The sequence below is a fragment of the Phocaeicola massiliensis B84634 = Timone 84634 = DSM 17679 = JCM 13223 genome (genome assembly GCF_000382445.1).
Classification (GTDB): domain Bacteria; phylum Bacteroidota; class Bacteroidia; order Bacteroidales; family Bacteroidaceae; genus Phocaeicola; species Phocaeicola massiliensis.
The window spans coordinates 388,819-409,339 of the sequence record NZ_KB905473.1 but is presented as its reverse complement, the minus strand read 5'-3'; the positions used below and the strand labels follow the sequence as shown (position 1 = coordinate 409,339).

The window sequence follows — 20,521 nt, the reverse complement described above, 5'->3', positions numbered from 1 at the left end:
GTCTAAATAATTAAAACTGTTCTATTCACTCTCTTCTATTAATTGCTCGAGTTTATTTATAAGTTTTCGGGTTGGTTCCAACAATTCAACAGCATCCTCTTCTGTAAAGTCAAAGAAATCATTATAATCACCGGTTATTCTATTTTGCAACAAACGTGAATATAATCGCCCTTCACTTTTATCCAACTTTCCTGTGGTCACAAAATGGAAACCTAATTGGCTAACCACGCCATTATGACTCTAGGCTGAAATCTTATTTTTCAGTAATAAAGCAGATGCCATATAAAATGATGCATAATACAATCGTTGGATAGCTAAATTCCAATGAGAACTATCTATCATATCTTCTGCTTCTTTCAGTGTCGTACGAGACTTCTGCTTACGATAAAAGACAATCGCTTCTATGTCATCCATGTTCATACTCATAGTAATATTATTCCTTCATTGGTTACATTGTGATAAAAAGGCGAGAAACTATACTTCATCCAGTCTTTAAGAGTATACATCACCGGATTAATGCATTCCTTTAATTTCCACCCCAATTCTCTGAGTGGATATGAAATATTATCATAGTCGTCCGCCTCCAATTTTGTCTTGTCGAGTATGATTAAAATATCCCAATCTGAATCATCGCGAGCATCTCCGCGAGCCCGCGAACCAAAAAGAACAACTTTTGTTCCGGCAGGAGCTATCTGGCTCAAAGTACTTCTAATTGCATTCAGCACTATTTCCCTGTTCTTTTTCATAATTCAGCTTTTATCTCTTTTACAAAGAAACAAAATATCTACCATTTTTCCTAATAAATGAATGCCATTTCATCTGTTCCACTTTTATCCGCCGGGCTCTGGCGGAAGGGAAAGACGTAAGGTATTTCCTGCATCCGGCGGTCAATGAACGACTGACGAGATAAAAACAACGGTAGCAAAAAAGGAGCACTCCGAAGAATGCTCCTTTATATTTAGTAAATGATTAAATTAGTCACTAAGTCCGGTTACTTTCAAAGTAACTTCTTTTGGATGGACAAAAGCTGAATGCAGATTGTGAAGGGACTTGGGAAGCACGGCTGAAGGGAGGATGAGAGGAGGTTCTGTCATTCTTAGCCGATTGATTATCTGTATATTATAATTAAAATGTAAGGATGAACGGAAAAGAAGGAATGACCGGATTAGAGAGGGGGGATGCAATTTGTCCCTACATGAAAAACACACCGAGCTTTTCAAAAAAGCCCAAAGAGTTTCCGAAAAAGAATTAAGTCTTTTTCAAAAAGATGAAGGAATGTTTCCAAAAGGTTCCTTTTTGAGATGATTATAAATGCAAAAGTAAACCTTCCTTCGGTTTCTTCCAGATGAGCCGCTTTGAACCGGACAATTCACCGGTAAAACCGGCTGTTTAACCGATAAAATAGAAAAACCCGCAAGGATATTACACTGTAATACCTTACGGGGAAACACACAATTCTCGGTATAATAACTAATTTAAAATACGGTATAACATACTTATCTGTCGCTTTCCGCGTTCTACTTTGTGTTTGTGTTCACATTTTATCTTGTGTTCTTTTACTATTAGACGCAAACATTCCTCCAAACGTTGCACCGAAAGCCGTTTTTTTCAGATTATTTTTTCTCTACCCGATGAAGTACCACCAAAACCACCTCACTGGGAGTAAACAGACGGACATTCATTCTCGAAGTACCCAGTCCGTTCGTTATAATAATAGGAACACCGGCACTATTCTCTTTCCGACCGGTCAGAAAACGGTTACCATAAATGGAATGCTTTACAGGAGAGTACTTCTTGAACAAACTCACCTGCCCGCCATGCGTATGCCCGGCCAAAACCAGATTGGCATTAGACACGTCCGTATCTTCGGCATAGTCGGGCGTATGGGTCAGCAGGAGAATAAAATCATCGGCAGGGAAATGTTGTGAAGGCGAATCACCATTCTTTTTCAGGTCAAAAGGATTACGCACGCCACTGATGATAATGTGTTGCCCGTCCTTCATCAATTTATAGCTCTTGTGTTCCATCAAATGCACATTATTCTTCTTCATGGCTTCCGCCACCTTCGTATAGCAATAACTGTAATCATGGTTCCCCATCACACCATAGATACCATACGGTGTAAGCACCTTTCCCAATGCGGTGAACAATGTGTCCATATCCCCTCCTTTCGGACTGCCGTAGTCTCCCCCCAACAATAATACATCGGCATTTAAAGATTGTAATGCACGTATCGCATTGTCAAGACGCTTGCGCGTGAAACGACTTTCATAATGAAAATCCGATGCAAAGCCGATACGGAATCCGTCGAATGCCGACGGAACGTCATAACTGTAAAAATCATACTGCTTGATGCGTCCCACTCCGCGATACTTCGACAGAGAAGCAGTGGCACAGGAAGTAAACAGCACTGCGGCAAGCAACAAATAAAGAACAGGTTTCTTCATGTCTTTTTCTTTTAAATGAGGAGTAAAGATAGAGAATTAATTGTTTATCTTTGCACATCTTTAATATGAAATGGATGGAAACTGTTAAAACAAATTCTATAAAGGCATGGCTATTGGCTGCACGCCCCAAGACATTGGCAGGTGCCGCTGTTCCCGTCATGCTGGGATGTGCCTTGGCAGCAGCAGACGGATGGTTTCAAATCGTACCCGCCATACTCTGTTTTCTTTTTGCTTTTCTGATGCAGATAGATGCCAACTTTATCAATGATTTTTTTGACTACCTGAAAGGAAGTGACCGCGAAGACCGGTTGGGTCCCGAACGGGCATGTGCACAAGGATGGATTACATTGGAAGCCATGAAACGGGGTATCGCCCTGACCACCATGTTGGCCTGTGTGGTTGGAACCCTTCTGCTTTTTTACAGTGGAGCAGAGATGATTCCGGTCGGACTGCTGTGTATTCTGTTTGCTTTTTTATATACTGCCGGTCCCTATCCTTTGGCTTATCATGGCTGGGGAGACGTACTGGTCATCATCTTCTTCGGTTTTGTGCCCGTGGGATGTACCTATTATGTGATGTGCCATGACTGGACATGGAATGTCACTATCGCCTCTGTGGTATGTGGCATGATTATCGACACCTTGTTAATGGTAAACAATTATCGCGACCGGGAACAGGATGCGTTAAGCGGCAAGAAAACACTGGTCGTAAGATGGGGTGCGGCAACAGGGCGTATGCTTTATCTGTTTTTAGGATTGGCAGCCGCATGGTTATGCCTCTTGTTTGCCGTCAGCGGACATATATGGGCAGCAATACTACCACAAATCTATATTCTTCCCCATTTCCTGACTTGGCAACGAATGGTGAAAATCAACAAAGGCAAGGAGCTGAACATCATATTGGGAGAAACCTCGCGCAACATGCTGTTATTCGGGATATTACTGACCTTGGGATTGATTTTATGAGATGGAGAAAAACACGTTAGTATGCATCGCCTCACACGTACGTCAGTATAGGCTCATACGTACGTGTAAAATTACCCTTCTATCAATACAGTGGCATACGCCGAAATACCCTCTTCACGTCCCGTAAAGCCCAGCTTCTCCGTGGTAGTCGCCTTGATGGAGACATCATCGAGTTCTATTTTCATCAGATGGGCCAAGACTTCCTGCATCTCGGGTATACGTGCTTTCAGTTTCGGGCGTTCGGCACAGACTGTCGCATCTATATTGCCCACCTTATAGCCTTTGGTTGCAATCAGATCAACTGTTTTGGCCAACAGAATCTTACTATCTATATTCTTAAACTCACCTGCCGTATCGGGAAAATGATAGCCGATATCACGCATGTTGGCAGCTCCAAGCAAAGCATCGCAAATGGCATGAATCAGTACGTCGGCATCCGAATGGCCCAATAGCCCCAATTCATGTTCAAACTTTATCCCTCCCAGCCACAGTTCACGCCCCGGCACCAACTGATGTACGTCAAATCCAAATCCTACTCTTATTTTCATCTTACATAGAAATCTAATAGTTTTTCTTCTTCCAGATAACCTTGTAAATGCTGGCCGACACTGACCGGTCCTACTCCTACCGGTGTACCGGTAAACAACAGGTCTCCTATCTTTAATGTGAAGAAACGGCTGACGTACGCAATGATTTCGTCCACCTTAAAAAGCATATCTGCCGTATTACCCTGCTGCACCGTATTGCCGTCAATGTCCAAATGGAACTTCAAATTCTGAATATCCTTGAACTTATTCACCGATACAAAATCTCCGATAACAGCCGAATTATCAAAGCCCTTGCATAACTCCCACGGTTTTCCCTCTTCGCGAAACCGACGCTGAAGGTCACGTGCCGTAAAGTCAATCCCCACCGTCACCGCATCATAATAACGATGCGCAAATCGTTCGGCTATGTTTTTTCCCAAACGGTTGATACGAACCACCAGTTCTGTTTCATAATCTACCTGCCGAGAGAAATCCGGGATAAAAAAAGGCTTGCTGTCTTTAAGCAACGCAGAATCGGGCTTCATAAAAATGACCGGTTCCTTCGGTAAGTTTTCATTGGCATGCAACTCTTGGCAATGAGCCACATAATTCATACCTACGGCTAATATCTTCATATAATTTTAGTCCTGATTTACATTTAAACGGTTAAACATCACAGCCAGATGAGCATACAGTGAAGTATTCTGCACTACAATATCTTCGGGAACACGAATACGGAACGGAGTAAAATTCCAAACAGCTTTAATTCCGCCCGATACCATCTTATCCGTTATCTCCTGTGCTATATTGATAGGTACAGTCAGAACTCCTATATTGACATTATATTTTTTCATCATCTGTTCAAAGTCATCGGAATGATAAATAGGGATACCATTAATTTCAGTTCCCACAATGTCAGGGTTCACATCAAAAGCACCTGCTATCTCCAACCCGAAATGGTGAAGACCCGAATCGCGCAGCAACGCTCCTCCCAGGCTACCTACCCCGAACAAAAATGCTTTATGCATGTGCGTAAAGCCCAAAAAACGTTCCAACACTTCTATCAGAGCATCTATTTCATAGCCCACACGAGTACGGCCGGATATATTGACATACGAAAGATCTTTCGCTATCTGAGACGCATCTATATTAATCTGCTTGGATATCTGGGTAGAAGACACATACGTTTCTCCTCTCTCTTTCATCAGCTTGACATTAGAAAGATACCAAGGAAGTCTGCGCAAAGTAGGCTCAGGCACTTTATCTGAGAATTTATGCATACGTATATCCATCTGTTTCTATTGGCATTATCATTAGGTAATGTGCAAAAGTACACTTTTATTTGTTACCACTGCCTTTTGAGAATAAAAAATGTAGTATCTTTGACCACTCATTTAAGCAAAATTCACATGAAAAATAACGATTGGAAAGAGCGTCTGAATGTGGTGTATTCAACAAATCCTGATTTCAACTATGAGCACGGTGAAGAAGAAGAGACAGCCACTCCGGATAAGAAGCAGCAGAAATTGCGTGTCAGCATCGAGAAGAAAGGCCGGGGAGGCAAAACTGTTACCCTTGTCAATGGATTTATAGGGACTGAAAATGACCTGAAAGAATTGGGCAAGTTGCTCAAGACCAAATGTGGTGTGGGAGGTTCTGTGAAAGATGGAGAAATCATCATTCAAGGAGAGTTCAAACAGCGGATTATCGAGCTGCTGAAAGCAGAAGGATATACACAGACAAAATAAAAAAGGAAAGAGGGTGCGCACCCTCTTTCCTACCATATAACCCTCGTAACAGAGAACTGCGCCAAGGGCTTTCTCATGAATATTATTCAGCACGCAAAGTGAAACGTTTGAAAGCAACGATCTGCAATTCAGGATCGATTTCTTTCAGCACTTCTCTTACAGTTTTCTTGCCGTCCATAATGTCTTCCTGGTTCAACAAGCAAACTTCTTTCAAGAACTTGCCCAAACGACCTTTAGCAATGTTCTGAATCATAGCTTCGGGTAAGTTAGCAGATTTCTCTGCAGAAACAGTGGCAATGATTTCCTTAGCCTTAGCAATGTCTTCATCGGTAATCCATCCCTTAGCCTTATTGCTTTCCATGTGTTCTTCACTGTCTACATGCGCAGGGTTGATACCGGCTTTCTTCAAAGCAGCTTCAACAGCCTTGTCCACTTGTTCTTTCTTAGTCTTATCGATGGCAACCTGAATTTCAGCTTCCTTCACTGATTCGGGAACACCTGCTTCGTCAATTGCAATAGGGTTCATAGCTGCAATCTGCATAGCTACTCCGTGAGCAGCTGCTTCTGCTTCCTTATTCATAGCCACGATAGTACAAAGCTGGTTGTTTCCTTGGTGGTTATAGATAGAAGTATAAGCTCCTTCAACTACATTGTAGCCGTCCAACTCCATCTTTTCACCGGTAATACCGCTACGGTCAGTTACAGCATCCTGTACAGTACCGTTGCCCAACGGCAATGCCTTTACTTCATCCAAAGTCTTACATTTGTTGGCCACAGCAGCGTCCAGAATAGCCTGAGTCAAAGCAACGAAATCAGCATTCTTGGCAACAAAGTCTGTTTCGCACTTCAATGCAATGATTGCAGCGAATTGACCTGTTGATTTAGCCAATACACAACCTTCTGATGCTTCACGGTCAGAACGTTTTGCAGCAACAGCCTGTCCTTTTTTACGGATAATTTCCATTGCTTTATCGATATCGCCATTAGCTTCAGTCAAAGCGTTTTTGCAGTCCATCATACCAGCTCCACTAATTTTACGAAGCTTGGTAATTTCAGCCATAGTTACAGCCATAATATTCCTTTATTTTAATTTGTTAATAATATCTTTAAAAGCAGTTGAGAGTTGAGAACAGAGAGTTGAGAATTGCATATCGTAACTCTCAACTTTCAACTCTCAACTCTCAACTATAGTATATTAAGCTTCTTCTTCGTCTTTCATGAAAGCGGCAGCCTTAGCAGCGTTGATAGCTTCTTCTTCGGCTTTGTCCATGCGAGCTTTAGTAGCTTTCTTCTTACCGGCACCACCCTTAGGAGCGTTTTCACCGGCAGCTTCCATATCTACCTTTTCTGCTTTTCTTTCTTCCAATCCTTCTGCCATAGCAGCGCAACAAGCATCCAAGATAACTTCGATAGACTTAGTAGCATCATCATTAGCAGGGATTACGAAATCTACATTTGAAGGATCTGAGTTTGTATCAACGATAGCAAATACAGGAATACCCAAACGGTTAGCTTCGCGGATTGCAATATTTTCTTTCAAAACATCGATAACGAACAATGCAGACGGCAGACGAGTAAGATCAGAAATAGAACCTAAGTTCTTTTCCAGTTTAGCACGCTGACGCGAAATCTGCAAAACTTCTCTCTTTGAAAGATTTGAATAGGTACCATCGTTAGTCAACTTATCGATAGTAGCCATTTTCTTCACAGCCTTACGGATAGTCGGGAAGTTGGTCAACATACCACCCGGCCAGCGCTCGATTACATAAGGCATATTTACAGAAGCAGCTTTCTCAGCCACTACCTGCTTAGCTTGTTTCTTAGTAGCAACGAACAGGACTTTCTTTCCTGATTTTGCAATTTGCTTCAGTGCATCAGCAGCTTCATCTACTTTAGCAACTGTTTTGTGGAGGTCAATGATATGAATACCATTGCGTTCCATGAAAATATAAGGAGCCATTGCAGGATTCCACTTTCTCTTAAGGTGTCCGAAGTGGCAACCGGCTTCCAATAATGTATCGAAATTAGTTCTAGACATTTTGTTATTCTTTAAAATCGTTTACTTTCTTTTTTGTTTATCTCAACCAACCATCGGGTAGTCTGCTACAAAGTAGAGTCCCGGCAGTTTAGATACTAAACGCTTCTTAACCAGTTCTAAGTAAAACCGGATATTAACGTTTACTGAACTGGAATCTGCGACGTGCTTTCGGTTGACCCGGTTTCTTACGTTCAACAGAACGGGGATCACGTGTCATGAAGCCTTCTGCACGGAGCGCTTTCTTATCTTCAGGATTGATTTTCACCAAAGCACGAGCGATAGCTAAACGCAGAGCCTGTGACTGACCGGTGAAACCACCACCACAAAGATTTACTTTAATATCATATTTTTCAGCAGCTTCGACCTTAGTCAGAGGCTGTTTTACAACATACTGAAGAATAGTTGATGGAAAGTACTCTGCAAGGTCTCTCTTGTTAATAGTAATCTTTCCAGTACCTTCGCTTACGAATACGCGTGCGATTGCGCGTTTACGTCTGCCTAATGCATTTACTACTTCCATTCTTTATTATTTAAGTGAATTTATATCAATTGTTTTCGGGCTCTGAGCTTCATGCTTGTGTTCGCTTCCGGCGTAAACATACAAGTTGCCCAGCAATTTAGCTCCCAGACGGTTTTTGGGAAGCATACCTTTTACTACTCTCTTCAACAGTTTTTCTTCACCGTTAGGTTTCTTCATCAATGCGGCAGGAGTAATTTCTCTCTGACCACCGGGATAACCTGTATAGCTCAAGTAAACTTTATCGTTCCACTTGTTTCCGGTAAATTTAACTTTGTCTGCGTTAATGATAATCACATTATCACCACAGTCAACATGAGGGGTAAAGCTAGCTTTGTACTTTCCTCTCAACAGTTTCGCAACTTTCGAACCGAGACGGCCTACGACCTGATCGGTAGCGTCGATAACAACCCATTCTTTTTGAGCTGTTTCTTTGTTTGCAGAAATGGTCTTGTAACTTAAAGTGTCCACTCTTAAAATCTTTTTAAATGTTAACTACTAAAAAACAATTTCTTCCCAGCGTCTCTAACCGTTCCCGGACAAAGAACTATTAATACGCTAAGAATTAATTCTTTATAAACTTTTGATAATAATCGGCTTGCAAAGGTACGGCTTTTCTTCGAACTGGCAAACAAATTAAGCATTTTTTTGGTTGATTTTCAGGGAGAGAGCTTACATACGGCAGCAAAAAAGGGAAGATTAATCCATCTCCCCAATTTATTTTTATTTAAAATATTCTTTTAATGTCTCCAGCCCGATTCGGATTCACCAACCGGACAAGCATATCCGGCAGACTGGCGAAGCTTCAAAAGTTCCGTTGCAGATACCCGCACCACTTTTCCATCAGGACGACCATAACACAACGTCCCTTCACGACGAGCTGTTTCTTCTATTAATCGCTGTTCGGCCAGTTCCAAACCATAACGCAATTTCTCGCTCAGTTCCTTATATTCTTCTTCAGTTGACATAACTTCTGATTTTATTAAAGAGTTCATGATTATAAATATGTGGCTCTTCCCGCAAACGAAAAGCATCAGCCACAATAACACGCGGTGTAGAGCTATTGTCTGCCAGCATCCAATAGTCCACACATGACATATAAATATGGAAGAAGTTATCCAATCCCGCACGGTAACGACGACGAATGATAGGCGCCGGCACATCATGCCCTCCATTGGCAACACGTTGCTTTACCCGTTCAATAGCCAATTCAGGTGAGTTCAACCAAAAATAAATCAGACTGACACTATAGCCCTGACTTTGCGCCTGATGAATGAGATTAATATAAGAACGGGTAGAGAGCGTTGTTTCAACAGAAAAGCTGACTCCGGCAGAAAGCAATTCGCCAATGCGCTTAAGCATTAGCCGGCCGGCTTCAATGGCTACACTTGAGGGATTAAAAGGAGAAAGACCTTTTGCGATTTCGTCGGCATTGACAAACTCGCGACAGTCCAATATTTCGGGAAGCACTGTGTAGGATGCCGTCGTTTTTCCGGCCCCATTGCAACCTGCTATTATATAAAGCTTAGACATTAATCTCCTTTTCTATTTTATGTTATTGGTGACAAAGTTAACGATTATTTCTAATCTTTGTTCTTCCAAAGCCATAAAAGTGATGAAGAATAGCACATTTTTTGAAGAATTGTGCAAAATACAATATAAGGCGGACTCTCGCCCGCCTTATATTGTATTTTTCCAACTACTTATTATCTTACCAAATCTTTTGGATAAGCAGCCGGCATCTTCACCCGTTTCCAAGTTTCATAATACCATGAATTGATATCATTGCCGTCCTTATCTGTTTTCACAAAGAACTTCAATACCATTACATCACCACCTTTCATCTCGAACTCCAAGATATTGTCTGAACCCACCAATTGAGGTAAATGCAGATTCTTCTCTACATGCTCTGTATATGCATTCTCTGCGGTCTGTTTATAGGTACCCGCACCAATAATAATAGCTCCATGGTTAGGAATTACCGTCATATTGGTAAACTTTCCATCATCAGACAAGATTTTGAATGAATTACTCGGCTTTAACTCTCCGGGAGTATTCGGAACGCCGGATACATAAAAACACATCTGCCAAATACCTTTTAAATCAGCAGGGGCAACAGCAGATTTATTTTGTCCCATTACACGAGAAGTACCGATCAGCATAAATGCTATCAGCAGTAAAAATAAAGAATGTCGTTTCATAGTCGTATAATATTTAGTTAACAAATTGCGTAATGTGGATACACAAAATTAGAAATAATTTTCATATATCCACGTTTTTAAATAACTTTTTTACAGGTAAATGCAAAAAAAATCCTGCTCTATGTTATAGGGCAGGATTTCCATCATTATTTATATCTTTTAGAATTCAGCATTGCGCGGAGTACGCGGGAACGGAATCACGTCGCGGATATTGGTCATGCCTGTTACAAACAATAGCAGACGCTCGAATCCGAGTCCGAAACCGGAGTGAGGACATGAACCAAACTTACGCGTATCCAGATACCACCACATATCTTTCATCGGAATGTTCAATTCCTGAATGCGGGTCATCAGTTTATCATAGTCTGCTTCACGTTCGGAACCACCAATGATTTCACCAATCTTCGGGAACAATACATCCATGGCGCGAACGGTCTTTCCATCTTCATTCTGCTTCATATAGAATGCCTTGATTTCTTTCGGATAGTCAGTCAGAATAACCGGACGTTTGAAGTGTTCTTCCACCAAGAAGCGTTCGTGCTCTGACGCCAAGTCTACCCCCCAATAAACCGGGAATTCAAACTTATGCCCTTTCGCTACCGCTTCTTCCAAGATCTTGATACCTTCTGTATAAGGCAAACGAACGAAAGTTTCTTTCAATACGCCCTGCAAACGCTCTATCAAGCCCTTATCGAACATATCATTCAAGAACTTCACATCGTCATAGCAATTATCCAATGCCCACCGAACACAGTATTTAATGAAATCTTCAGCCAAATCCATGTTGTCGATGATATCATTAAAAGCAACTTCCGGCTCAATCATCCAGAACTCTGCCAAGTGACGCGGAGTATTCGAATTTTCAGCACGGAAAGTCGGACCGAAGGTATAAATAGCGCCCAATGCCGTAGCAGCCAGCTCACCTTCCAACTGACCGGAAACAGTCAGACTTGCCTGTTTGCCAAAGAAATCATCATCATAAATAATAGAGCCGTTTTCATCCTTCTTCAAGTCATAGAGATTCTTGGTAGTAACCTGGAACATCTGACCGGCTCCTTCACAGTCTGATGCTGTAATAATAGGAGTATGGAAGTAGAAAAAGCCACGTTCATGAAAAAACTTATGGATAGCAATTGCCATATTGTGACGAATGCGGAACACTGCGCCGAAAGTATTGGTACGCGGACGCAAGTGAGCAATCTCACGAAGGAATTCCATCGTATGACCTTTTTTCTGCAACGGATAGGTGTTATCGCAAGCACCCAGCACCTCTATTTCACGTGCCTGAATCTCGGCAGCCTGACCGGAACCGATAGATTCGGTCAGTTCACCATTCACACTGATACATGCACCTGTAGTGATGAGTTTCAATATTTCTTCATCGAAATTTGACAAATCAACTACTATCTGCACATTATTTATTGTAGAACCGTCATTCAGGGCGATAAAATTTACCTGTTTGCTACCACGGCGGGTACGAACCCAACCTTTTACATTGACCATTGCGCCAAAATCACGACGCTTCAACAGGTCAACTACCTTTGTTCTACTAATTTTTTCCATTGTTTTGTCTCTTAATTATTATTTTACTTGATTATTCGAATGAGCCCATACGAAGCATATTCACTTCCTGTTCTGTCAGGTAACGCCAGTCACCGCGACGAAGCCCTTTCTTGGTTAGACCCGCAAAATATACACGGTCCAGTTTCACAACCTTATAACCCAGTGATTCAAAAATACGGCGCACGATACGGTTCTTTCCGGAGTGGATTTCAATACCTACCTGCGACTTGTCTGTATCCGATGCATAACTGATGGCATCTGCATGAATATCACCGTCATCCAAAGTAATACCGGCTGCAATTTGATCGAGATCTGCCTTAGCTACATTCTTATCACAATATACATGATAAATCTTCTTCTTCAAGTATTTCGGATGAGTCAGTTTTGAAGCCAAATCACCGTCATTGGTCAATAGCAGAACACCGGTAGTGTTACGGTCCAGACGACCTACAGGATAGATACGCTCCTTACAAGCACCCTTCACAAAATCCATCACTGTCTTACGTTCCTGAGGATCATCGGAAGTAGTCACGCAATCTTTCGGTTTGTTCAGCAAAACATAAGCTTTACGTTCAATGCTCACCGGTTCATCGTGGAACTTCACTTCGTCTGTACGCTTGATTTTAGTACCCAATTCTGTTACTATTACACCATTTACGCTTACCACTCCCGCAGTGATGAATTCATCAGCTTCGCGACGAGAACAAACACCTGCATTTGCCAGGAATTTATTCAAACGAATCGGTTCGTTCGGATCAGTCAGTATATCCTTATATTCTATCTGCTTTTTCAAGCTATATTTAGCATTCGGATTATAATCACTGGTACGCGGACGGTAAGGACGGTTGTATCCTCCACCTTGGTTATACCCCCCGGTACGCGGACGATAAGGACGGTCGCCGCCCTCACGGTTATATCCACCTCCTTGATTATAACCTCCTACGCGAGGACGCGGAGAGTAAGGACGCTGTTCACCACCTTCACCGCTATTGAAACGGGGACGCGGAGTATACGGACGCTGTTCACCACTTTCACGATTATAATTGGTACGCGGACGCGGAGAGTAAGGACGCTGCTCACCACCTTCGCGGTTATAGTTGGTACGAGGACGATACTGACGCTGTTCTCCCCCTTCACGATTATAATTAGTACGAGGACGATACTGGCGTTCACCACCTTCTTCACTGTTAGAATTGAAACGGGGACGTTGCGGACGTTCGCCATTATTATAACGATTGTAAGAAGGACGCTCACCATTATTATACGAAGAGCGATAAGGGCGTTCTCCTCCCTCACGGTTATAGTTAGTGCGGGGACGATACTGACGCTGTTCGCCGTCGTTGTTGTATCTGTTGTAATTATTGTCTCTGTTATAAGACTTATAACCACCATCACGGCTGACATTCTGGTTTTCTTCGTTTACAGAACCTTCTTGTCTGTTTTCATTTTCTGTACTCATGATTTCTCTTTAATTAAATTAATGTATAACGCCCTCTCGGGCTCTGTTTCTTTTTTTACTTTAAATAAATAACATTTTAAATGCCTGTATAGTTGTGCGGCGTAATCTCACGCAGCTCTTTTTTTATTTCTTCACCGACATTTAATGTCTCGATAAATTCTTTGATAGACGATTCGGTAATAGCCTGATTAGTACGTGTTAACGCTTTCAGTGCCTCATACGGGTGCGGATAAGCCTCCCGGCGAAGAATGGTTTGAATAGCTTCTGCCACTACACTCCAGCAGTTATCCAAATCCTCATAAATCTTATGTTCATTCAGCAACAGCTTACGCAATCCCTTCAATGAACTTTGAATGGCAATGATGATATGTCCGAAAGGTACACCTACATTGCGCAACACTGTAGAATCTGTCAAGTCACGCTGCAAGCGCGAAACCGGCAGTTTAGAAGAAAGGTGCTCCAATATAGCATTGGCCATTCCCAAGTTTCCTTCCGCATTTTCAAAGTCGATAGGGTTCACTTTGTGCGGCATGGCACTCGAACCGACTTCACCCGCCTTGATTTTCTGCTTAAAATATTCCATAGAGATATACTGCCAGAAATCGCGGTTCATGTCAATCATTATGGTATTAATGCGTTTCATGGCATCAAAGATAGCTCCCAGATTGTCATAGTTTGAAATCTGAGTGGTATATTCCTCGCGTTCCAGACCGAGTTTCTCTGCCACAAACTTATTGCCGAATGCTTTCCAGTCATATTGCGGATATGCCACATGATGCGCATTATAATTACCTGTGGCTCCACCAAATTTAGCAGTAATGGGACAAGCCTTCAGCACAGCCAACTGACGGTTAAGGCGATAAACGAACACCATGATTTCCTTGCCCAAACGAGTGGGAGACGCAGGCTGTCCGTGAGTCTTTGCCAACATCGGGATATTCGCCCATTCTTCTGCGTAAGCAGTCAGCTGCGCAATCAGTTCTTCAATCTGCGGATAATATACTTGTTCCAGCGCTTCTTTGACAGACAAAGGCACTGACGTATTATTAATGTCCTGAGAAGTAAGGCCGAAGTGGATAAACTCCTTGTATTCTTCCATTCCGCCCAACTTATCAAATTGTTCCTTAATGAAATATTCTACAGCTTTAACGTCGTGGTTTGTAACACTCTCTATTTCCTTAATGCGTCCGGCATCGGCTTCCGAGAAGTTTTGGTAGATAGCACGAAGCGATGCAAAACGTGCATGATCAAAGCTTGTCAGCTGCGGTAACGGTAGCTCACATAAAGTGATGAAATATTCTATTTCTACCTGCACACGGTACTTAATGAGTGCAAATTCAGAAAAATAAGAGGCCAAAGCTCCCGCTTTTCCTCTGTATCGACCGTCAATAGGTGATATTGCCGTGAGTAAATCGAGCTCCATAATGTATTTTAGATAATTATCAGATTGCAAAATTAATTCTTTTTATTGAGTTTAACCGCCTCAATCACTATAAAGTTTGCGAAAATCACATTTATTATTTCACAAATCCTTTCTTTGCCCACTTCATACTATTCCAACGCCGCACAAAAATGATGCCGCGAATGTTCTCGTCCAGCAAGAAAGCACACCACATACCGACCAGTCCCCACCCCCAATAGAGCCCGAACAGATAGCCGCAGCCTACTGCTATGCTCCATTGTACAACTACCCCTACATAAAAAGGATAGTTCACATCTCCGGTTGCACGAAGGGCATTGGTGGCATAAATGTTAATGGCACGCCCCACTTCAAGTATCACATCGACAAAAAGGATGACAGTACCCAAACGGACAATCTCCGCATTGTCTGTCAACCAACTAAAGAGCGTGTGCCCCATCAAAGCCCAAATACAGGAAAGTACCAGCGACACTAAAATAGAAATACGCATTACATACTTGCCCAACAAATAGGCAGCTCTTATTTTCTTCTCCCCCACCAAATGCCCGATGCAGATAGCCCCGCCTTGTGCCATGGCTATCGCAAACAGATAGACAAACATCACCATATTAACCACGTATGTTCGCGTAGTAAGAGCTTCATTTCCAAGCATATTGATAAAATAAGTCAGTAACACCTGCGATAAGCTATAAGACATGTTCTCCCCTGCCGACGGAAGACCGATTTTCAACAGATTCTTCAGTTCCACAAAGGGAAAAGGTCGGAAGTAGTCAATCGGGAACTTGGGTATATATTTACGAAACAGAATAATAAAAAGGATAATCATCGACACTCCTCTGGCAAAAGCCGTCGAAATAGCCGCTCCTTCCACCCCCAATGCCGGCATGCCGAACTTACCGAAGATTAAGGAGTAATTACCTATGATATTCAGGATATTCACCACCACAATGACCATCATAGGATAGACAGCCTTGTTAGCACTACGCAAAGACGCAGAAACCGTCAGTGAAAGTGCCTGAAAGAAGGCGAACGCCCCCACTATCTCCATATACCCCACTCCATAGACCATCAATTCAGGACGCAGTCCCATCAGTGTCAATAACAACGGCGCACCATAATGCAAAATAGCACTTACCACTAATCCGAGCACAAGATTGAGCAGAATAGCCACGCCTACCACCTGAACCACATTCTTCTGTTTCTTTGCCCCCAAATATTGCGAACAAAGTACAGAGGTACCCAGGTTTATCACCTCAAAGATAAGAAAGGCAAACATAATCAACTGGTTCACCACTCCGACGGCGGCAACTGCATTGTCTGAATACTGGCTCAGCATGATAGTGTCAACTGCCCCCAGCATCATAATCAATAAAGTTTCTATAAAGATAGGTACGACCAGTTTAGACAAATTCCGGCGTACACTTCTCGGTTCTTTTATTTCATTCACTTGTTACCCTGTTTTTTGAGGTGCAAAGTTACTGAGTTTTCGGATGGTAACTGTTTGACTTATATCAAGAAATAAAGAAATTCAGACAATCATTCAACAAAAGGTTTTGATAAAATCACTTTCCGTACCTAATAATATCAACAAAGATTAATGAACTCCTATCCACAGCCGCATATTCATTTTGATACGCTTCTTCAGAGCATAAAAGTCCTATGCTCTTAAATCATAGATATCGAATCACATAGCATACTAACTAACCCCATCCTTAATCACGTAAAGTAAGTTTGGTTCTAATAACATTCAAATACAGAAGCAAGCTAATTTTACACAAAGATTATTATAAGAACAATCATCCTATATTATGTGATGTCGGTGATCTATTCTTTGGAGCTTGTACGGTTACAGGTGCACTAACAAGCGCTATTAGTTGCGCATTCTAAAGCCACATAAATAAACATATAAAGACTATATTACTTCTGTCTATTCTACTTACATTCATGTGCCCTATTTTAGGCATAATATTACAGCATGGCAGAAATATAAAAAGAAGACTTCCCATGAAAGCAGTTTAAGGAAATTTTACCAATGGATAAAAATATGTTTTATAGCCATGCTGATAATATGGATTATCGCTGTAGTCTTTTTATATACATTATACTATCAATCAAAATAAATAATTGAACTGTTTCTAAACGTTGATTATGCTGTCATTTTATTAGTAGGGGCGAGATTGCTCTCCCCAAATAGCTTGTTTGCGTATTCGGGCAGGCAAACCCTGCCCCTACAGTTGATGGTTTGATAGACCATCTGAGTTTTGATACCCCACTGAAAAATGTGTTTGTGTTACTATTGTTGTTCCAAATATTTTTTATACATCTTGTCTATCTCATCCATGGAAATCTCCAATGTCTTCAGTTGTCTGAAAAACTCCGGTAAGTCCTCATGCAAGAAGGTATCTTTGCGAAGAGTGATAATTCGCTCTTTAGCTCCTGTCGATACAAAATAGCCAATACCGCGTTTATTGTATATGATTTCCAACCCTTGCAAATAATCATAAGTGCGGACTACCGTATTGGCATTCACTTCCACTGTGCCGGCATATTCCCTGACCGAAGGGATTCGCTCTTCTTCGGGATATTGCCCTTGCAGAATCTCGTCACATATCCGGTCGGCTATCTGCAAATAAATAGATTTACTTTCTTTAAATTTCATAGCAAACGAAATTTAGGTTTAATAACTTGCGAACGGGTAAAGAGCTTATAGCCCAACCACCAGTTGAACATTGTGAAGGCACTAAAGAAAGCACCGCCAAATGAAAGCAGTTTGTTCAGCGTCATCCACCGGAAGTTTTCTTCCAACCAGTCGTGAAGACCCATCATGCCTTCTTCTCCTATCCACTCCACAATCTGTACCGTGATAATAGAGCCAAGGATAGAAATCACAATCAGTGTCCCCAAAGTCTTGAGAAAAGCTCTCTTGTACCAAAAACTTCCTCCTAAAACATAGAGTGAGTGTGACCAAATCAAAAAGCTCCATCCACAAGCCTCACCCAACCAAGGCATATACTCCATATTAAATGCATAGGAACCTCTAAATGCCTGCTCACCATCTATAGTAAGCATAGAAAATACTTTAAACAATGCGGAGCTATGAAACACATCAGGCAAGTCAAACAAAGGAAGCAGAATATAACGAGTAACCTCTGCCAAAAGCATTCCAACAATGGCAGCTATTATAAATCCCAGCGTAGCCATCAGGAAGCGTGCCACATACTTCTCCAACATTGTTGCAGGAAGCATCAAGAAAGATATGCGCATCTCTTTATTTCTCATATTATCTAAAATGCCGGAAGCATAAATCAAACTGCCCAACAGACATATAAAGATAAAAGCCCCCAGTATATTCGTACAATACCTAACAAAGAAGATATCAGGACTAGCAAATGCATTTTCAGCATTCATACTCATTCCCCACATATTACCCACCACGACCAGCGCAAAGGCTGCATAAAGTCCGATGAAAGCATAAAGGTTCTTTTTCCAGTTTTCTATAATCTCGCGTTTCATGACCATGGCAATACGCGAAAAGCTAAAGAAATGATTAGTATCCATAATGTATCTGTGTCTTTACTTGTTAAATATTGATTGCATTTTTTCTCTTTCTGCCAACATAGCATTGAACAGTACTTCCAGATTCAGCTTGGTTTCTTCGTTATAAACATTAGAAAGAATCACGCTGTTTCCCTGAACCGAAGGCTGCACATACAATGCATCTCCTGTGGGTTCATTCATTCCTTGTTCGGCAAAATATAGTTTCGCGCAAATGTCCTTAACCGATTCATTCAGCAGCACATGAGTACCGTCGATTATCACCACATGGTCCAACAGGCTGTCGATATCCCTTACCTGATGGGTAGAAATAATCACTGATTTGTCATCTGTCATGCCCGATGCAATCACCTTGCGGAACTGACTTTTGGAAGGAATATCCAGTCCGTTACTAGGCTCATCCATGAGCAGTAAAGAAGTGTTGGCGGCCAGCGCGAAACACATGAAAGCCTTTTTCTTCTGCCCCATGGACAATTCCCCCAAATGAATGTCCTCATTCATGTCAAAGTCGTGGAGACAGGCTCTTAGCTGTTCATTGCTGAAAGCCGGATAAAAGGGAGCATTCAGCTTTACATATTGTTTCAGGCTGACGGATGGTAATGCAAATTCCTCGGGCACCAAAAACATATCCTGCAATGTCAAAGGATAACGCAACGAAACGCCTATTCCTTTATAGAGCACTTTACCTCCTTGCGGACGGAGTAACCCAGTCATTAAATAGAGCAAAGTAGATTTACCGGTACCATTCTTACCCAAAAGACCATAAACTGAACCTTTATCCAGTGTCAGCGAAAAATCATTAAAGACTTTTTGTTTCCTCTTTCCATAACTGAAAGATAAGTTCTTCACTTCAATCATCATTGTGTTTATGTATTTAATTAATTATTTAGTGTATTAGTTTATTAGTACACTACAAATGTATGAATATTATTGGAATAAGCAAGAAGGAAAGAGATAATTTAATATCTGTTAACTGCATAAGTCTATATAAACGAATCAACAGAGCAATACTCAGCACTGTCCGCTCAAAGCCAGAATAAATAAATGAGAAAAGAAAGACAACAAGCCGGAAGGAATCCTCTTTTGAGGTCATTGAACAATGATATAAACAAGCGGAGTAACAATATTGGGTCAAATAGCCTTTTTCACCCCTTCCAAGTCGGGAACTCAGTATAAACACAAAAAAAGCCTCCGAATCATTTGACTGACTCGGAGGCTTTCATCAAAAACGGCGGCTACCTACTCTCCCACTGTTACGCAGTACCATCGGCGTGACAAGGCTTAACTTCTCTGTTCGGAATGGGAAGAGGTGGAACCCTTGTGCTATAGCCACCTGAAGAAGGTTGACATATTGATAAGCTGTGATCGTAATTTCATTTCATAGCAACCGCTAAACGTATACAACATCCGGCATATAAAGAAAGTGAACGGGCAATTAGTAATGCTCGGCTTTGATGTCTCCATCTTTACACCTGCATCCTATCAACGTTGTAGTCTACAACGACCCTGAGAAATCTAATCTTGTGGCCGGCTTCGTACTTAGATGCTTTCAGCACTTATCCGATCCAGACTTAGATACCCGGCAATGCACCTGGCGGCACAACCGGTAAACCAGAGGTCTGTCCAACACGGTCCTCTCGTACTAGTGTCAGAGCCACGCAAATTTCATACGCCCACGATAGATAGAGACCGAACTGTCTCACGACGTTCTGAACCCAGCTCGCGTGCCACTTTAATGGGCGAACAGCCCAACCCTTGGGACCTTCTCCAGCCCCAGGATGTGACGAGCCGACATCGAGGTGCCAAACCACTCCGTCGATATGAGCTCTTGGGAGGGATCAGCCTGTTATCCCCGGAGTACCTTTTATCCTTTGAGCGATGTCCCTTCCATGCGGAAACACCGGATCACTATGCTCTAGTTTCCTACCTGCTCGACTTGTTAGTCTCCCAGTCAAGCGCCCTTATGCCATTACACTCTGAGACCGGTTACCAATCGGTCTGAGGGCACCTTTAGAAGCCTCCGTTACACTTTTGGAGGCGACCACCCCAGTCAAACTACCCACCAATCAGTGTCCTCGTAT

21 protein-coding genes, 1 rRNA gene, 2 pseudogenes and 3 other annotated features are annotated in these 20,521 nt (G+C 42.0%); of the genes and pseudogenes, 3 read left to right on the top strand and 21 right to left on the bottom strand.

The window, feature by feature from the left end; all coding sequences use genetic code 11:
• Positions 1–21: 21 nt before the first annotated feature.
• Both HMPREF1534_RS21050 and HMPREF1534_RS04460 read right to left on the bottom strand, forming a co-directional pair.
• Positions 22–414, bottom strand: a pseudogene (locus HMPREF1534_RS21050) (HEPN domain-containing protein).
• Positions 415–422: 8 nt separating this feature from the next.
• Positions 423–746, bottom strand: coding sequence for a nucleotidyltransferase domain-containing protein (locus HMPREF1534_RS04460; protein ID WP_005942938.1), 324 nt, complete (start codon positions 744–746; stop codon positions 423–425).
• Positions 747–817: 71 nt separating this feature from the next.
• Between HMPREF1534_RS04460 and HMPREF1534_RS20460 the strand changes: the two are divergent.
• Positions 818–910, top strand: a pseudogene (locus tag HMPREF1534_RS20460) (nicotinate (nicotinamide) nucleotide adenylyltransferase); the annotation flags it as partial.
• Between the two features lie 703 nt (positions 911–1,613).
• On the opposite strand, the gene HMPREF1534_RS04465 reads toward HMPREF1534_RS20460, so the two are convergent.
• Positions 1,614–2,447 carry a metallophosphoesterase gene (locus HMPREF1534_RS04465; protein WP_005942933.1) on the bottom strand — a complete coding sequence of 278 codons (834 nt, stop codon included), beginning with the start codon at positions 2,445–2,447 and terminating at the stop codon, positions 1,614–1,616.
• 74 nt (positions 2,448–2,521) lie between these two features.
• On the opposite strand from HMPREF1534_RS04465, the gene HMPREF1534_RS04470 reads away from it, so the two are divergent.
• Positions 2,522–3,412 (top strand): 1,4-dihydroxy-2-naphthoate polyprenyltransferase, encoded by an 891-nt coding sequence (locus HMPREF1534_RS04470; protein WP_005942930.1) that lies wholly within the window; start codon positions 2,522–2,524, stop codon positions 3,410–3,412.
• A 71-nt stretch (positions 3,413–3,483) separates the two neighbouring features.
• Here HMPREF1534_RS04470 and ispF read toward each other — a convergent pair whose 3' ends face one another.
• Genes ispF through HMPREF1534_RS04485 form a run of 3 tightly spaced genes read right to left on the bottom strand, consistent with a single transcriptional unit; the run spans position 3,484 to position 5,231 of the window.
• Positions 3,484–3,960 (bottom strand): 2-C-methyl-D-erythritol 2,4-cyclodiphosphate synthase, encoded by a 477-nt coding sequence (ispF, locus tag HMPREF1534_RS04475; RefSeq protein ID WP_005942927.1) that lies wholly within the window; start codon positions 3,958–3,960, stop codon positions 3,484–3,486.
• Positions 3,957–4,574: a fumarylacetoacetate hydrolase family protein gene (locus HMPREF1534_RS04480; RefSeq protein ID WP_005942924.1), complete on the bottom strand. Its 618-nt coding sequence runs from the start codon at positions 4,572–4,574 to the stop codon at positions 3,957–3,959. The genes ispF and HMPREF1534_RS04480 overlap by 4 nt, the downstream gene beginning before the upstream one ends.
• 6 nt (positions 4,575–4,580) lie before the next feature.
• A complete protein-coding gene (locus tag HMPREF1534_RS04485; RefSeq protein ID WP_005942922.1) occupies positions 4,581–5,231 on the bottom strand; it encodes a redox-sensing transcriptional repressor Rex in 651 nt (216 codons plus the stop codon).
• A gap of 117 nt (positions 5,232–5,348) precedes the next feature.
• Here HMPREF1534_RS04485 and HMPREF1534_RS04490 point away from each other — a divergent pair, with 117 nt between their 5' ends.
• Entirely contained in the window at positions 5,349–5,687 is a 339-nt protein-coding gene (locus tag HMPREF1534_RS04490) for a translation initiation factor (RefSeq protein WP_018452124.1), read from the top strand.
• Positions 5,688–5,769: 82 nt separating this feature from the next.
• Here the strand turns inward: HMPREF1534_RS04490 and tsf are convergent, their stop codons facing one another.
• The 15 genes from tsf to rrf form a co-directional block, all read right to left on the bottom strand.
• Entirely contained in the window at positions 5,770–6,759 is a 990-nt protein-coding gene (tsf, locus tag HMPREF1534_RS04495; RefSeq protein WP_005942915.1) for a translation elongation factor Ts, read from the bottom strand.
• A gap of 123 nt (positions 6,760–6,882) precedes the next feature.
• A complete protein-coding gene (gene rpsB / locus HMPREF1534_RS04500) occupies positions 6,883–7,725 on the bottom strand; it encodes a 30S ribosomal protein S2 (protein ID WP_005942912.1) in 843 nt (280 codons plus the stop codon).
• A 133-nt stretch (positions 7,726–7,858) separates the two neighbouring features.
• On the bottom strand, positions 7,859–8,245 hold the full coding sequence (gene rpsI, locus HMPREF1534_RS04505; RefSeq protein ID WP_005942910.1) for a 30S ribosomal protein S9: 387 nt from the start codon (positions 8,243–8,245) through the stop codon (positions 7,859–7,861).
• A 6-nt stretch (positions 8,246–8,251) separates the two neighbouring features.
• The gene (rplM, locus tag HMPREF1534_RS04510) at positions 8,252–8,713 is read right to left on the bottom strand and encodes a 50S ribosomal protein L13 (protein WP_005942907.1); all 462 of its coding nucleotides are present in this window, start codon (positions 8,711–8,713) and stop codon (positions 8,252–8,254) included.
• Between the two features lie 269 nt (positions 8,714–8,982).
• The gene (locus HMPREF1534_RS04515) at positions 8,983–9,210 is read right to left on the bottom strand and encodes a hypothetical protein (protein ID WP_005942904.1); all 228 of its coding nucleotides are present in this window, start codon (positions 9,208–9,210) and stop codon (positions 8,983–8,985) included.
• Complete coding sequence (locus tag HMPREF1534_RS04520) at positions 9,200–9,775, bottom strand: zeta toxin family protein (RefSeq protein ID WP_005942901.1); 576 nt, start codon at positions 9,773–9,775, stop codon at positions 9,200–9,202. The genes HMPREF1534_RS04515 and HMPREF1534_RS04520 overlap by 11 nt, the downstream gene beginning before the upstream one ends.
• A 173-nt stretch (positions 9,776–9,948) precedes the next feature.
• Positions 9,949–10,443, bottom strand: coding sequence for a DUF4488 domain-containing protein (locus HMPREF1534_RS04525; protein ID WP_005942899.1), 495 nt, complete (start codon positions 10,441–10,443; stop codon positions 9,949–9,951).
• Positions 10,444–10,602: 159 nt separating this feature from the next.
• Entirely contained in the window at positions 10,603–12,006 is a 1,404-nt protein-coding gene (gene asnS, locus HMPREF1534_RS04530) for an asparagine--tRNA ligase (RefSeq protein ID WP_005942896.1), read from the bottom strand.
• Between the two features lie 31 nt (positions 12,007–12,037).
• Positions 12,038–13,465 (bottom strand): pseudouridine synthase, encoded by a 1,428-nt coding sequence (locus HMPREF1534_RS04535; RefSeq protein WP_005942894.1) that lies wholly within the window; start codon positions 13,463–13,465, stop codon positions 12,038–12,040.
• Positions 13,466–13,541: 76 nt separating this feature from the next.
• Complete coding sequence (gene purB, locus HMPREF1534_RS04540) at positions 13,542–14,888, bottom strand: adenylosuccinate lyase (RefSeq protein ID WP_005942891.1); 1,347 nt, start codon at positions 14,886–14,888, stop codon at positions 13,542–13,544.
• Between the two features lie 94 nt (positions 14,889–14,982).
• Entirely contained in the window at positions 14,983–16,332 is a 1,350-nt protein-coding gene (locus HMPREF1534_RS04545) for an MATE family efflux transporter (protein WP_005942889.1), read from the bottom strand.
• Positions 16,333–17,178: 846 nt separating this feature from the next.
• The gene (locus HMPREF1534_RS04550) at positions 17,179–17,544 is read right to left on the bottom strand and encodes a GntR family transcriptional regulator (RefSeq protein WP_005942886.1); all 366 of its coding nucleotides are present in this window, start codon (positions 17,542–17,544) and stop codon (positions 17,179–17,181) included.
• Positions 17,541–18,443 (bottom strand): hypothetical protein, encoded by a 903-nt coding sequence (locus HMPREF1534_RS04555; protein ID WP_005942883.1) that lies wholly within the window; start codon positions 18,441–18,443, stop codon positions 17,541–17,543. Before HMPREF1534_RS04555 ends, HMPREF1534_RS04550 begins: the two co-directional genes overlap by 4 nt.
• A 15-nt stretch (positions 18,444–18,458) precedes the next feature.
• A complete protein-coding gene (locus HMPREF1534_RS04560; RefSeq protein WP_005942880.1) occupies positions 18,459–19,301 on the bottom strand; it encodes an ABC transporter ATP-binding protein in 843 nt (280 codons plus the stop codon).
• Between the two features lie 365 nt (positions 19,302–19,666).
• Positions 19,667–19,777 (bottom strand): 5S ribosomal RNA (gene rrf, locus HMPREF1534_RS04565).
• Positions 19,778–19,868: 91 nt separating this feature from the next.
• Positions 19,869–20,112: a sequence feature (23S ribosomal RNA rRNA prediction is too short), on the bottom strand.
• A 19-nt stretch (positions 20,113–20,131) separates the two neighbouring features.
• Positions 20,132–20,291, bottom strand: a sequence feature (23S ribosomal RNA rRNA prediction is too short).
• A gap of 19 nt (positions 20,292–20,310) precedes the next feature.
• Positions 20,311–20,479, bottom strand: a sequence feature (23S ribosomal RNA rRNA prediction is too short).
• Positions 20,480–20,521 lie beyond the last annotated feature (42 nt).

Bases quoted from the DNA above. Each gene is read 5' to 3' on its own strand.
- HMPREF1534_RS04465 (WP_005942933.1), bottom strand. From the start codon at position 2,447: ATGAAGAAACCTGTTCTTTATTTGTTGCTTGCCGCAGTGCTGTTTACT.
- HMPREF1534_RS04470 (WP_005942930.1), top strand. From the start codon at position 2,522: ATGGAAACTGTTAAAACAAATTCTATAAAGGCATGGCTATTGGCTGCA.
- HMPREF1534_RS04555 (WP_005942883.1), bottom strand. From the start codon at position 18,443: ATGGATACTAATCATTTCTTTAGCTTTTCGCGTATTGCCATGGTCATG.
- ispF (WP_005942927.1), bottom strand. From the start codon at position 3,960: ATGAAAATAAGAGTAGGATTTGGATTTGACGTACATCAGTTGGTGCCG.
- purB (WP_005942891.1), bottom strand. From the start codon at position 14,888: ATGGAGCTCGATTTACTCACGGCAATATCACCTATTGACGGTCGATAC.
- rpsI (WP_005942910.1), bottom strand. From the start codon at position 8,245: ATGGAAGTAGTAAATGCATTAGGCAGACGTAAACGCGCAATCGCACGC.
- HMPREF1534_RS04485 (WP_005942922.1), bottom strand. From the start codon at position 5,231: ATGGATATACGTATGCATAAATTCTCAGATAAAGTGCCTGAGCCTACT.
- HMPREF1534_RS04515 (WP_005942904.1), bottom strand. From the start codon at position 9,210: ATGTCAACTGAAGAAGAATATAAGGAACTGAGCGAGAAATTGCGTTAT.
- tsf (WP_005942915.1), bottom strand. From the start codon at position 6,759: ATGGCTGTAACTATGGCTGAAATTACCAAGCTTCGTAAAATTAGTGGA.
- HMPREF1534_RS04460 (WP_005942938.1), bottom strand. From the start codon at position 746: ATGAAAAAGAACAGGGAAATAGTGCTGAATGCAATTAGAAGTACTTTG.
- HMPREF1534_RS04480 (WP_005942924.1), bottom strand. From the start codon at position 4,574: ATGAAGATATTAGCCGTAGGTATGAATTATGTGGCTCATTGCCAAGAG.
- HMPREF1534_RS04550 (WP_005942886.1), bottom strand. From the start codon at position 17,544: ATGAAATTTAAAGAAAGTAAATCTATTTATTTGCAGATAGCCGACCGG.
- HMPREF1534_RS04535 (WP_005942894.1), bottom strand. From the start codon at position 13,465: ATGAGTACAGAAAATGAAAACAGACAAGAAGGTTCTGTAAACGAAGAA.
- asnS (WP_005942896.1), bottom strand. From the start codon at position 12,006: ATGGAAAAAATTAGTAGAACAAAGGTAGTTGACCTGTTGAAGCGTCGT.
- rpsB (WP_005942912.1), bottom strand. From the start codon at position 7,725: ATGTCTAGAACTAATTTCGATACATTATTGGAAGCCGGTTGCCACTTC.
- HMPREF1534_RS04490 (WP_018452124.1), top strand. From the start codon at position 5,349: ATGAAAAATAACGATTGGAAAGAGCGTCTGAATGTGGTGTATTCAACA.
- HMPREF1534_RS04560 (WP_005942880.1), bottom strand. From the start codon at position 19,301: ATGATGATTGAAGTGAAGAACTTATCTTTCAGTTATGGAAAGAGGAAA.
- HMPREF1534_RS04525 (WP_005942899.1), bottom strand. From the start codon at position 10,443: ATGAAACGACATTCTTTATTTTTACTGCTGATAGCATTTATGCTGATC.
- HMPREF1534_RS04520 (WP_005942901.1), bottom strand. From the start codon at position 9,775: ATGTCTAAGCTTTATATAATAGCAGGTTGCAATGGGGCCGGAAAAACG.